A 12,707-nucleotide genomic window follows, 5' to 3' on the forward strand; every position below is an offset into this window, starting at 1 on the left:
GAAGCCGTGCAGTGGTGGGGGTTGAGTGCTCACGGGTGCTCCTTGTGGAGGTCCGGACAGTGGGGTAGGACCGTTCACTGCGCACTCTGCGTGGCTCACCGCAGCGTGTGTTGCGGTGAGAGTAGGAAGGTCTGGACCAATCGTCAATAGGTCCAGACCAAAGGCGGTAGCCGGGGAAGGGGCCCGGGTCAGATGCCCAACTCCTGTGCCAGGACGGCTGCTTGTACCCGGCTGCGCAGCTCCAGCTTCCCCAGCAGACGGCTCACATGCGTCTTCACGGTCGCCTCCGCCATCCGCAGCCGGCCGGCGATCTCGGCGTTCGACATCCCTTCCCCGAGGCAGGAGAGCACCTCGCGCTCACGGCGGGTCAGCGCGTCGAGGATCGAGGGGTCGGGGGCGTCGGGGGAGCGGACGGGCCGCGGCGCCGCGAACTCGGCGATCAGCCGGCGGGTCACGGCCGGGGCGATCAGGCCCTCGCCGCGCGCCACCGTGCGTACCGCCTCCAGCAGATCCCGGGCGTCGGTGTTCTTCAGCAGAAAGCCCGCGGCGCCCGCGCGCAGCGAACCGAAGACGTACTCGTCCAGATCGAAGGTGGTCAGGATCAGGACATCGGCGAGCCGTTCGGAGACGATCAGCCGGGTCGCCGACACCCCGTCCAGCAGGGGCATCTGAATGTCCATCAGCACCAGGTCCGGCCGGAGCTCCCGGGCCAGGCGTACGGCCTCCTCGCCGTCGGCGGCCTCGGCGACGACCTCCATGTCGGCCGCGCTGCGCAGGATGAGGACCAGCCCGGCGCGTACCGCGCTCTGGTCCTCGGCCACCAGGACCCGTACCCGCCGGCGCTCCCGCCCCTCGTCCTTCCCGTCCTCGTCGGTACGGGGCTCACCGGTCATGCGGATGGCTCCTTGTCGTCCCGTACGGGCAGAACCGCCCGCACCCGCCAGATCTTCTCCGGTCCGCCGGCCGGCCCCTGGGCCGGGCCCGCCTCGAAGGCTCCGTCCAGCAGGGCGACGCGTTCGCGCATACCGACCAGGCCCGCGCCGGAGCCGGGGGCGCGGGGGCCCGTGCGGGAGCCGAAGGGGCTGGTGACCGTCACCGTCAGATCCCGGCCGGCCGAGTGGGTGAGGGTCACGCGGACCTCGCCCGACTCGGCGTGCTTGAGGGCGTTGGTGAGGGACTCCTGGACGATCCGGTACGCCGCCAGCTCGACCGGTGCCGGAACGGCGGGCCTGCCCTCGGGGCCGGACCCCGGACCGGTGCCGGTGCTGAAGCCGGTGCCGGTGCCGGGGGCGGCGCCCGTGTCGGGGCCGGGCTCACGGCCGGAGCGGGGGTCGGTGTCGGCCGGGGCCGTTTCCGGGGTCACGGAGCCGGGCGCGGCTTCCTCCGCAGGGGTCCCGGAGCCCCTTGCCGGGGCCGGTGACGGCCCCCGGCGGTCGTCGAGGACGAAGGTGAATCCGCTCGCGGCTCCATTGCTGCGGGCCTGCTCGACCAGGGCGCCGAGGCCCGCGAGCGTGGGACGGGCGGAGGGTTCCCGGTCGTCGCTGTTGTCCCGGAGCAGCCCGATCAGCCGTCGCATTTCGGCCAGTCCCGCGACGCTGTTCTCGCGGATCACCCCGAGCGCGGTCCGAGTGGTCCCGGGATCGTCCAGGGAGAGCGCCGCCGTGGAGTGGATCGCGATCGCGGAGAGATGGTTGGCGACCATGTCGTGCAGCTCCCGGGCCATCCGGGAGCGCTCGGCCGTCACCGCCTGGGCCCGGTCCATCTCGGCGAGCAGCGCGGTCTGCTCGGCGCGCAGTTTCGCCGCCTGCGCGGCCTCCCGGTGGTTGCGGATGATCGCGCCCGTCGTCGCCGGGCCGAAGGTGACGAGCCCGAAGAACACGCCGTACGCCAGTCCGACCGGCTGGCGGATGTACGCGAGCAGCCCGGCCGTCGCGGCGACGGTGAGCAGACCGGTGATCACCGGAATGCGGCGGGCGGCCTTCGGGGACCCGTACACCACGGCGGCGTACACACCGTCGGTGAACAGGAGGATCGTCACCAGGTTGCCGACCGTGAACCGGTCGGCGAGCAGCGCGGCCGTGGCGACGGCGAGGGTGGTCAGCGGAAGGACCCGGCGGAACAGCGTCTGGAAGCAGATCACCGTGAGCGGCACCAGGGCCGCCCAGGCGGGGAAGATCCGCTCGTCCTGCTGGGTGTAGAGCCCCAGGGACCACAGCAGTACGCCGCCGAGCAGCCCGACGACGGCGATGAACACATCGTCGCGGTGGGGGCGGAAAACGGTCACCGTCCCATCAAACACGCAGGCGGGCCGCTTCGGCGTCCTCGGCTGGAGTGAGCCGCGAGTACATCGAAAGATGCAGGGTCACTTCGTCACCCGTGACGACGAACGGGGGCCCGGCGGCCGGGAAGCTGGAAGAGGTGAAAGGAGAAGGCTGTGATCGTCGCACTGATCGTGATCTGCGAGATCGGGTTCTGGGTGCTGCTGGCCGCGGGGCTCGGTGCACGCTATCTGCTGAAGAAGCCACGGCTGGGCATGGCGCTGCTGCTGTGCGAGCCCGTGCTGGAAATCGTCCTGCTCGTCGCGACCGCGATCGATCTGAAGAACGGGGCGGAGCCCAGCTGGCAGCACGGTCTGGCCGCGCTCTACATCGGCTACACCGTCGGCCACGGTCACCGCACGGTCACATGGCTCGACGGCCACGCGGCCCATCGCCTGGGCGGCGCGCCGCCGCCGGTGAAGCCGCCGAGGTACGGCATGCCCCGGGCCTGGCACGAGATCAAGGTCTGGTTCGGCACGCTGATCGGCGCGGTGGTGGCGACGGGGCTGCTGTGGCTCGCGATCCTGTACGTCGACGACCCGGGGCGCAGCGGTTCGCTGGAGAGCTGGATCTGGCAGTCCTGGAAGATCACGGCCATTCACGGGCTGATCGCGCTGGCGTATGTGGTCTGGCCGAAGAAGGAGCCCGCGGGGGAGAAGCAGGCCCGGGATCCGGTCAGCGTCCGGCGGAACTGACACGGAGCCGGGGCCCGGGCCCTGGCACAGTCTGGCCGGTACTGCTCTTGACCCGGTGCTTCTCGTTGTTCCTCCTCGGTTCTCGTGATTTTCTCGTCAGCTTCTCGTCGTACTGAAGCCTCGGCTCCGTCCGGGAGGTCCTCCCGGACGGAGTTCGTGTGTGCACCCTTCCGGCCCGCCCCGGGCGCCCGCGGGTCTACGGGGGCGGTCACCCGGCCCCGGGCGTGCGGGCGCGGCCCCGGGGCGGGGGCAGGCAGGGGTCCCACCGGGCAGGCGCGGGCACCGGCCCCGGGCGCGGCCCGTGTGTCAGCGTTCTCCGCCCGGGAGCCACAGCACATCGCCGCGCTCCTTGTTCGCCGTCCGCGCCAGGATGAACAACAGGTCCGAGAGCCGGTTCAGATACGTGGCCGTCAGGGGGTTCATCGTCTCGCCGTGGACCTCCAGCGCCGCCCAGGTCGAGCGCTCCGCCCGCCGTACGACGGTGCAGGCGTGGTGCAGCAGCGCGGCGCCCGGTGTGCCGCCCGGAAGGATGAAGCTGCGGAGCTTCTCCAACTGCTCCAGGAAGCGGTCGCAGTCCTTCTCCAGCCGGTCGACATAGAACTGCTCGACCCGCAGCGGCGGATGCGCGGGGTTCTCCACGACCGGTGTCGACAGATCCGCGCCCACGTCGAAGAGGTCGTTCTGGACCCGGGTGAGGACCTGCACGACCTCGTCCGGGAGCCCCCCCAGCGCGATCGCGGTGCCGAGCACCGCGTTCGCCTCGTTCGTGTCGGCGTACGCGGCGATCCGCAGATCCGTCTTGGGGACCCGGCTCATATCGCCGAGCGCTGTCGTGCCCTGGTCGCCGGTCCGGGTGTAGATACGCGTCAGATTGACCATGGAGCCAGCCTAGTTACGCACCGGCCCGGCGGAAGACACGTGTGCCCACCGTCACGGCCAGCCCCGCGAGGCCCAGGGCGACCAGCACCCCGTACAGCATCGGCGCCGTCGTGTACGCGCCCGTGTACGCGTCCCGCATCGCGTCCACCAGATGGCGCAGCGGCATGGCGTGCGAGAGCGTGTCGAGCCACCCGGGCCCGAGGGTCATCGGCAGCATCAGCCCGGAGAGCAGCATCGCGGGCATGGTGACCGCGTTGACCACCGGGCCGAATTCCTGCGGGGCGCGGACGCGGAGCGCCAGCGCGTACGACAGGGACGCCAGGGAGACGGCCAGCAGACCGACGAAGCCGAAGCCGATCAGGATCCCGCCGAGGGGCGCGCGCAGCCCCATCGCCAGCGCGGCGAGCACCAGCAGCACGGACTGGAAGACGAGGAGTGCCGCGTCGCGCAGTACCCGGCCCAGCAGCAGCGCCAGCCGGCTGACGGGGGTCACCCGCATCCGTTCCACGACGCCCTGGGTGTTCTCCACGATGACGGAGATCCCGGCGAAGGCCGCGCCGAAGAGCGCGAGCTGAAGGAGCAGACCGGGGACCAGGACCTGCCAGGAGTCGCCCCGGGGGCCCAGCGGCAGCCCGGTGAGCAGCGGTCCGAAGAAGAGGAGGTAGAGCAGGGGCATCAGGGTGCCGAAGAGAAGGTGGAAGCCGGAACGCAGGGCCTGCCGGGCGTAGCGCCCGAAGACCAGTCCGGTGTCGTGCAGCAGCATGGGAACTCCTGGACGGGCCCGTCCGGCCCGTCGCCTAGACGGACAGGGGAGAGGGGGCGGCGGGGGCGGGGCCGCGCCCCGTGATCGCGAGGAACGCCTCCTGGAGAGGCGCGTCGGCCGATCCCGTGTGCTCCAGCTTCAGCGCGGCCGGGGTGCCGTCGGCGGCGATCACGCCCCGGTCGATGACGACGAGCCGGTCCGCGAGCGCGTCGGCCTCGTCGAGGTAGTGCGTGGTGAGCAGGACGGCTGTCCCGTGCCGGTCGCGCAGCCTCCGCACCAGCCGCCACAGATCGTCCCGGCTCGCGGGGTCGAGTCCGGTGGTCGGCTCGTCGAGGAAGAGGACATCGGGCCGGTGGGTGAGCGCCATCGCGATGTCGAGCCTGCGCCGCCGGCCGCCGGAGAGGGCCGCGATACGGCTCTCCAGCAGCTCGCCGAGGCCGAGTTCCGCCGCCAGCTCCTCCGCCCGCGCCCGGGCCTCGGCCTTGGGCAGCCGGTAGAGCCGCCCCTGGGTGACCAGCTCCTCCCGCACCGTGATCTGGGGGTCGAGGCCGCCGGACTGGGCGACGTAACCGATCCGCTTCCGTACGCCGGCGGGGTCGCGCGCCAGATCGCGTCCGGCGACCGTGGCCGCGCCGCCCGTCGGGGGAAGCAGCGTGGTGAGCATCCGCAGGGTGGTCGTCTTGCCCGCTCCGTTCGGGCCGAGGAGGCCGACGATCTCGCCGCTGCCGACCCTGAGGTCGATGCCGCGCACCGCCTCCACCGGGCCCTGCTTGGTGAGGAAGGTCCGGGCGAGCCCGGCCGTACTGATGATTGCCATGGCCCCAGAAAATCAGAGCCGATGAAAAATTGCAACGACTCCAAAATTACATGGAAGGTGAATATTCGCCTCAGTGCAGGAAAGCTACGATGGGCGCATGGCGGAGGTTCGGCGCGGGCGCGAGGAGCGCGAAGGGTACGAGCGTGAGGAGCGCGGGCGCGAGGGACTGCGTGAGCGCAAGAAGCGGCGGACGAGACAGCTGATCTCCGACACGGCCACCGGCCTCTTCGTGGAGCGGGGCTTCGACGCGGTCACGATCGCCGAGGTCGCCGAGGCCGCCGATGTGTCGGTCAACACCGTCTACAACTACTTCGCCACCAAGGAGGACCTCTTCCTCGACCGCGGCGACGACCTGGTGGAGCAGCTCTCCCGCTGGGTGCGCGGCCGGGATGTGGGGGAGTCCGCCGCCGCGGCTGTCCTGCGCGAGCTGCGCGCCGAGGTCGAGGCTGTCTCGCCGCGCGTGGGCCTCGCGCCGGGCCAGGAACGCTTCCTGCTGGTCGTCCAGGACGCGGCCACGCTGCGCGCCGGTCTCGCCCGGCTCCAGCAGCGGGCGGTGGAACGGCTGGAGGAGACCCTGCGCGAGGAGACCGCCGCCGCCCCGGACGATCCGCTGCCCGCCCTGGTGGCCGGGCAGATCGACTGGATCCACCAGTCCGTGACCGACGCCGTCCGCCGCGGGATGATGGCGGGCCGCGCGCCCGGGGACGTCTCCCGCGACACGCTCGGCGTCGTCGACGAGATCGAGGAACTCCTCGGGGAGAGGGTCCTCAACTACGCCGTGCGCGCCTCCGGATGAGGGTCGCGGGTGTGATGTCCGTCATTTGAGACGTGACGCGCATCTCTTCACCCCCATATGGCCCTCCACGAGCGCTAACCTCCGCGTCAGGGGCGAAATGTAAACGGATGTTAAGGGGTGCCGAAGTGGCCGGGAAGCTCGCCGTCATCGGAGCCGGACTCATGGGGTCCGGAATCGCGCAGGTCTCGGCCCAGGCGGGCTGGGACGTCGTCCTGCGCGATGTCACCGACGAGGCTCTGACCCGTGGCAAGGACGGCATCAGGTCGTCGTACGACAGATTCGTGTCCAAGGGGAAGCTCGAAGCCGCCGACGCCGAGGCCGCGTTGGCGCGCATCACCACCACGACCGATCTGGACGCGGTCGCCGACGCGGACATCGTCGTCGAGGCGGTCTTCGAGAAGCTGGAGATCAAGCACGAGATCTTCCGTGCGCTCGACAAGCTCGTACGCGAGGACACCGTACTGGCCTCCAACACATCCGCCATCCCGATCACCAAGATCGCGGCGGTGACGGAGCGTCCGGAGCGGGTCATCGGCGCCCACTTCTTCTCGCCCGTGCCGATGATGCAGCTGTGCGAACTCGTGCGCGGCTACAAGACGAGCGACAAGACCCTCGCCACCACACGGGAGTTCGCCGAGTCGACCGGCAAGACGTGCATCGTCGTCAACCGCGATGTCGCCGGATTCGTCACCACCCGTCTGATCTCGGCGCTCGTCGTCGAGGCGACCAAGCTGTACGAGTCGGGGGTCGCGTCCGCGGAGGACATCGACATCGCCTGCAAGCTGGGCTTCGGCCATGCGATGGGACCGCTTGCCACGGCCGATCTGACGGGTGTCGACATCCTGCTGCACGCCACAGACAACATCTACACGGAGTGCCAGGACGAGAAGTTCGCCCCGCCGGAGCTGATGCGCCGGATGGTGGACGCCGGTGACATCGGCCGCAAGAGCGGGCAGGGCTTCTACACCTACTGAGCCCCGCCGCGCGGCCGGGACCGACGGCGCGCCGGCCGGTCCGGGCTGTTCCGGGCCGGTGCGCGCAGGTCCCCGCTGATCACCCTTCGGGGTGAATTCGGTATCGGTTCGCTTACAAGCAGCAACTGGACCGGCTCCCATGCCGTCAGTTGTTGAAAGACAGAAGACGCACAACAGACCACGGAAGTTCCGCCGGAGCGGGTCAGGGCGCGAGGGCGGCCACAGACGCAGGCCACAGGGCAGCGAAGCACTCTCGGGGAGCGCATATGCACATCAGGGGCGACCACACCGAGCTGGTCGTCGGGGGCCGCCTCGACGTCCGCAGCGCGGCGGACGCCCGTACGGTCCTGCACTCGGCCGTCGACGACGGGGACGGGGACCTGGTGCTCGACCTGACCGGCCTCGACTCCTGGGACGCCACCGGGCTCGGGGTCATCATGGGTGCCCACCGCAGGGCCGGCCGGTGCGGCCGCCGGCTCGTACTGCGCGGAGTGCCACCGCAGATGCAGCGCCTGCTGGTGGCCACCCGGCTGCACCGCATCCTCGCCATCGAGGGCGGCCTCGCCGCGGAATCGCTTCCCCGGGTGTGACCCGGCGCCGGTGCGGTGACCCGGCAGCGGTCCGTCGAGGTCCCTGGCCGAGTCCCAGGCCCTGACCGGTGTCCCCGGCCGGGGGTACCGGGCACGGCCCATGGCTGGGACCGGAGACCGGGCCGCGAACGGTATCGGGACCGGGTTTCTCGTAACCGGGTAACCGGGTAACTGTGACCGGGGTCCGGACCGTGAGCGACACCGGCCGGGGCCGCGGCCCACGGTCCGCAAGGGACCAGGGGCCAGGGAGGCGGGGCCCGGGGCCCGGGGCCGAGACCAGGATCGGGGCCAAGGTCCCGGACCGGGCCGTGACCGGGGTCCCGACCCTGAGCCGCGTCGGGCCCGGCCCGGTGCGGGCCGCAGCAGGCCCATGGCCGCAGCCGCGACCGGCAGCCGGGCTCAGGACCGGACCGCAGCAGGCCGCGCGACCAGCTCGACCGACCGTGAGCGGCGCCGGAACCGGGAGCCAGGACCGCCACCGGCACGGGAACCCCGGTGAGGTCCGTCAACAGCGCCCGGACCCGGGGCCGGGGCCCTCGGCCGGAGCCGCGACCGGCGTCGGGGTCCGGATCGAGACCGGCAGCGAGAGACCGCGAACAACGGCGGGACCGCGAACGGCGGCGGGTCCCCGTGACTGTGAGCGGCCCCGGCGCCCCGGCTCCGGCTCACACTGCGGGCACCCCGCGCCCGGGTGCCGCGCACTCCCCGATCCGCCGTGGAGACGCGGGGTGCGAAACCGTACGACCTGTGGCGCGAACTGTACGACGCTCGCAATTCTCATGGGATCGTGACGTCGCGGACGGGGCGGTACCCCGCCGGTTGGGTAGAGGGCCTCCAGCGTCTAGGGTTCGGTTCCACTCGCCGCTTCGGCGCGCCCGCGCGCCGCCGGGCGGCGGGGCGCCGGACACGGATCAACCGTGGCAGCGGGCACACGGAGGGACCGCAGAGGCCCTTCGCACACCCCGCTCCGCCAGGGGCTCCACCACGAATCCGGCGGGAACGAACCTGTGCGACAGCGCATCTGGGGGCTTGAACCATGGACAAGGACACTTCCGGCGAGAGCGCGGGCCGGCCACGCGCCCCGCGGGACCCGGGCGCGCCGGACCTCGCCCAGCCCACGCCGGCGCCCGCCCGGACCGTGCAGCTGATCTCAGGGGACCTGCTGCTCACGGTCAACCCGGTCGACGGCAGCGAGATCGAACCCCGCCCGCCCGGTGGCGCCCCCGAGGGCCAGGACTGGCCGCCGGAGCCCAGGCGGCGCACCCACGCCCAGCGCGCCGAGGCGGAACGCGCCGCGAAACCGCCCGTGCCCGCGGGACCGGCCGCGCCCCGCCTCCCGCTGCTGGAGCGCGACGAGGTCCATGAGCGCGTCACGCGGCTGCTGAGCCGCGGCCGTTCCGTACGGCTCACCGGCCCCGACGGCTCCGGGCGCACCACACTGCTCGATCTCGTCGCCGAGGACTGCGCCGGTCTCGCACCCGACGGGGTCGTACGCCTCAACGGACTGCACCGCACCGCGAACGAGCTGCTGTACGACCTGTTCGCGGCCCTGCACAGCGCCCCCCGCTACCGGCCGGGCCGGGCCGAACTCCTCGCCCGGGTACGGGAGATCGGCGCCGTGGTCGTCCTCGACGATCTGGCGTTCGGCGGTTCCGCCCTGAACGATCTGCTGGCCGCGGCGCCCGAGTGCGCCTTTCTGCTCTCCGCCGCCCCCGGTCTGCCCGAGCCCGCCCCCGGCGCACGGCTCGACGAGGTCTCCCTCACAGGGCTCAGCCGCGGTGCCTCGCTGGAGCTGCTGGAGCGGGTCGTCGACCGGCCGCTCACCGAGGACGAGACCAACTGGGCCGGGGACCTGTGGTTCGAGTCCCAGGGGCTGCCGCTGCGGTTCGTCCAGGCGGGCGCGCTGCTGCGGCAGTGCGACGAACTGCGCGACGACCCGGACGCCTTCGAGGACCTCTCCCCCTTCGAGGGGGCCAGGAGCACCGAGGTACCGCTGCCGACCCTGGGGCAGGGAGCCGCGCCCGCGGCCCTGCTCGCCTCCCGGCTCAGCGCCGCCGCCCGGGAGACCCTGCGCTTCGCCGTCGCCCTCGGGGGCGAGGTCCCGCACCAGGCCCACCTGCCCGCGCTCGTCGGGGACACCCACGCGGACGCGGCCCTCGGCGAACTGCTGGGCTGCGGACTGCTCTCACCGGCCGGCGCGCGCTACCGGCTGTCCCCGGGCGCGGTGACGCAGCTCAGGGAGAAGGGGTACGGCGACGACTCGGCCGAGACCGCCACCCACGCCCGGACCGCGGCCCGGCACTACGCCTGGTGGGCCGCGCACCCCTCGGTCGCCCCCGAGCGCGTCGCCGCCGAGGCGGATGCCGTCGTCGCCGCCCTGGCGGCCCTGGTGGCGCAGGGCAAGCGGGCCGGACACGCCAGCGCGGCCGTACTCCTCGCCCGCGGCGCGGCACCCGCCCTGGCCGCCGGGCTGCACTGGGGGGCCTGGGAACGGGTGCTGCGCATCGGCTCCGAAGCGGCCCGTATCGCGGGGGAGGTCGCCGAAGAGGCGTACTTCCACCATGAGTTGGGCGCCCTCGCGCTCTGCACCGGCAATCTGGACCGGGCGCGCGCCGAACTGGAGACATCGGTCGGGATGCGCGGCGCGCTCTCCGACAAGAAGGGCACCGTCGCGAGCCGCCGCGCGCTGGCTCTGGTCACCGACCACTTCAGGGGCGGCGCCGCCTCCGCTCCCACGGTCCCGACGGCCCCGGGTGCCGCCTCCGGTGGTTCCGGCGGGGCGGGCGGCACCGTGCCCGACGTACGCCCGGAGAAGTCACCGGAGCCCGTCACGGGAGCGGTGCCGGCCGTGGCCGGGCAGGGGTTCGGCGCGTTGCCTCCGGGGGAGGGAGCCGGCGGTCCGGTGGGGGAGCACTCGGGCGAGGCCGAGCCCCTGGTCTCACGCGACGGGCCGTACGGTCCGGGCACGTACGACGACTCCTATGCCGGCTCGTACGGCGATTCCTACGACGACTCATACGACGACGGAGCGCCGGACAGGCGCCGCCGGATCTTCCTCGGCGGGGCCCGCCGCAATCTCGTCGCCGCGGGCGCGGGCGCGCTGCTCGCGGCCGTCCTGGGCACGGTCGCCACGCTCGGGGCCGTGTCCGACGAGCGGGACGCGCCCGGCGGCCGGGTCGGGACCGAGCAGTCCGCGTCGGAGGACACCGGCGGCGACGGGCTGGAGGCCGACACCCCCGCGGCCGGCGAACCCCCGCCCGCGACACCGGCCCAGGTCCCGGCGCGCAGCGGCTCGTCGTCGCCGCCGCGCTTCCTCCCGCCCGCCGTGTCGTCCACGCAACGGGATGTGAAGCCGCCGCGCCCGCCCAGGCCGGGGGGAGGGCCGGTGAAGCCGCCGTCGACGAAGCCGGGGCAGAGCACGCCGGCCCCCACGAAGAGCCCCAAGCCGTCCGTTTCGGCCTCGCCGCCCGGCAGCACCTCGCCGAGCCCGTCGGATTCGTCGAGCGCGCCGACGAGCGTCAGCGCTCCGGTGGGCGGGGGCTCCGAGCCGGCGTCGCAGGAGCCGCCGGCCAACTGACCGCCGTACCCGTCCGTGGCGATACGGCCCCGGCTCCCGGTGAGGCGCCGCCCGGGGGCCGTGCCGCCTCCCGCTGACGGTCCCGGTGCGGAGGGTCCTCATGCCAAGGGACTTCACGGGGACGGCTCTCATAGGGACGGCCCTCATAGGGACGGCTCCGGGCGGCGATGCCACCCGGAGCCGTCTCATGTACGTCTTGCCACCGCACCCGGAGTATTTACGTCACAACCGGGATCGCCCGGACGGCCGGGACACCCGGCCGCGCCTTGGTCCGTGATGTCCGCCGCTGCCCGTTGTGCCGGGTGCCTGCGTCCGTGTGCCGGGGGCCCGGCGGGGTCTCAGAAGAGCCTGAGTTTGTCGTCCTCGATGCCCCGCAGGGCGTCGTAGTCCAGCACCACGCAACCGATGCCCCGGTCCGTCGCCAGTACCCGTGCCTGGGGCTTGATCTCCTGCGCGGCGAACAGGCCCTTCACCGGCGCGAGATGGGGATCGCGGTTCAGCAGCTCCAGATAGCGCGTCAGCTGCTCCACGCCGTCGATCTCCCCACGGCGCTTGATCTCCACCGCGACCGTGGTGCCGTCGGCGTCCCGGCACAGGATGTCGACCGGGCCGATGGCCGTGGGGTATTCGCGGCGGATCAGGCTGTAGCCCTGGCCCAGGGTCTCGATCCGGTCCGCCAGCAGCTCCTGGAGGTGCGCCTCGACACCGTCCTTGATCAGGCCCGGGTCGACACCCAGTTCGTGCGAGGAGTCATGGAGGACTTCCTCCATGGTGATGATCAGTTTTTCGCCCGCTTTGTTGATGACCGTCCAGACACTGTCGTCGCCCTCCTTGAGTGTGCAGGGAGGGGACATCCAGTTCAGCGGTTTGTACGCCCGGTCATCCGCGTGGATGGAGACGCTGCCGTCTGCCTTGACGAGGATCAGACGGGGGGCGGAGGGCAGGTGGGCGGTGAGCCGGCCCGCGTAGTCCACGGAACAGCGGGCGATGACGAGGCGCATGGTCGGCAACGCTACTCGACGCATGCGGCACCGCGCGATTCCCCCTGCGTCCCGCAGTCGTCACCCCCTACTGACGCTGGCTGAGGAACTTCGGGTCGTCCCACTTGTCCCTGTTCGTTTATGGCTGGTTGTATGCCCAATCTTCTGGTGCGGGGTCGACGGCGCGCTTAACGTGGATGCGTGAGGTTGCCGGACGCACACGCTGCGTCGCCGTACGAGCCCTGTGTACGGCGTCGTTTCCGGGTTTCCGGCGGCCTTTTCCCTGCCCGTAAGGCCCCGGAGCCCGGGGTCGCGAGA

General features: G+C 72.3%; 11 protein-coding genes. 5 read left to right on the forward strand and 6 right to left on the reverse strand.

Annotation, left to right across the window (positions count from 1 at the left end):
- Positions 1–188: 188 nt before the first annotated feature.
- A complete protein-coding gene (locus tag ACIBCM_RS26030) occupies positions 189–893 on the reverse strand; it encodes a response regulator (RefSeq protein ID WP_399247160.1) in 705 nt (234 codons plus the stop codon).
- Positions 890–2,284: a sensor histidine kinase gene (locus ACIBCM_RS26035; protein ID WP_399247162.1), complete on the reverse strand. Its 1,395-nt coding sequence runs from the start codon at positions 2,282–2,284 to the stop codon at positions 890–892. Before ACIBCM_RS26035 ends, ACIBCM_RS26030 begins: the two co-directional genes overlap by 4 nt.
- Positions 2,285–2,434: 150 nt before the next feature.
- Between ACIBCM_RS26035 and ACIBCM_RS26040 the strand changes: the two genes are divergently transcribed.
- A complete protein-coding gene (locus ACIBCM_RS26040; protein WP_399247163.1) occupies positions 2,435–3,013 on the forward strand; it encodes a hypothetical protein in 579 nt (192 codons plus the stop codon).
- Positions 3,014–3,319: 306 nt separating this feature from the next.
- Here ACIBCM_RS26040 and ACIBCM_RS26045 read toward each other — a convergent pair whose 3' ends face one another.
- The 3 genes from ACIBCM_RS26045 to ACIBCM_RS26055 are packed head-to-tail and all read right to left on the reverse strand — an operon-like array spanning position 3,320 to position 5,472.
- Complete coding sequence (locus ACIBCM_RS26045; protein WP_399247164.1) at positions 3,320–3,892, reverse strand: cob(I)yrinic acid a,c-diamide adenosyltransferase; 573 nt, start codon at positions 3,890–3,892, stop codon at positions 3,320–3,322.
- A 13-nt stretch (positions 3,893–3,905) separates the two neighbouring features.
- Positions 3,906–4,655 carry an ABC transporter permease gene (locus tag ACIBCM_RS26050; protein WP_399247166.1) on the reverse strand — a complete coding sequence of 250 codons (750 nt, stop codon included), beginning with the start codon at positions 4,653–4,655 and terminating at the stop codon, positions 3,906–3,908.
- Positions 4,656–4,689: 34 nt separating this feature from the next.
- On the reverse strand, positions 4,690–5,472 hold the full coding sequence (locus ACIBCM_RS26055) for an ABC transporter ATP-binding protein (protein ID WP_399247168.1): 783 nt from the start codon (positions 5,470–5,472) through the stop codon (positions 4,690–4,692).
- Between the two features lie 97 nt (positions 5,473–5,569).
- Here ACIBCM_RS26055 and ACIBCM_RS26060 point away from each other — a divergent pair, with 97 nt between their 5' ends.
- The 4 genes from ACIBCM_RS26060 to ACIBCM_RS26075 all read left to right on the forward strand — a co-directional run bounded on the left by ACIBCM_RS26060 (position 5,570) and on the right by ACIBCM_RS26075 (position 11,409).
- Entirely contained in the window at positions 5,570–6,268 is a 699-nt protein-coding gene (locus tag ACIBCM_RS26060) for a TetR/AcrR family transcriptional regulator (RefSeq protein WP_399247170.1), read from the forward strand.
- Positions 6,269–6,393: 125 nt separating this feature from the next.
- Positions 6,394–7,242, forward strand: coding sequence for a 3-hydroxyacyl-CoA dehydrogenase family protein (locus ACIBCM_RS26065; RefSeq protein ID WP_399247172.1), 849 nt, complete (start codon positions 6,394–6,396; stop codon positions 7,240–7,242).
- 266 nt (positions 7,243–7,508) lie between these two features.
- Positions 7,509–7,832: an STAS domain-containing protein gene (locus tag ACIBCM_RS26070; RefSeq protein WP_361147689.1), complete on the forward strand. Its 324-nt coding sequence runs from the start codon at positions 7,509–7,511 to the stop codon at positions 7,830–7,832.
- A gap of 1,036 nt (positions 7,833–8,868) precedes the next feature.
- On the forward strand, positions 8,869–11,409 hold the full coding sequence (locus ACIBCM_RS26075; protein ID WP_399247175.1) for an ATP-binding protein: 2,541 nt from the start codon (positions 8,869–8,871) through the stop codon (positions 11,407–11,409).
- A gap of 338 nt (positions 11,410–11,747) precedes the next feature.
- On the opposite strand, the gene nucS is transcribed toward ACIBCM_RS26075, so the two are convergent.
- Entirely contained in the window at positions 11,748–12,410 is a 663-nt protein-coding gene (gene nucS / locus ACIBCM_RS26080) for an endonuclease NucS (RefSeq protein ID WP_399247180.1), read from the reverse strand.
- Positions 12,411–12,707: the final 297 nt, after the last annotated feature.

Source organism: Streptomyces sp. NPDC051018 (assembly GCF_044456085.1).
Classification (GTDB): Bacteria; Actinomycetota; Actinomycetes; order Streptomycetales; family Streptomycetaceae; genus Streptomyces.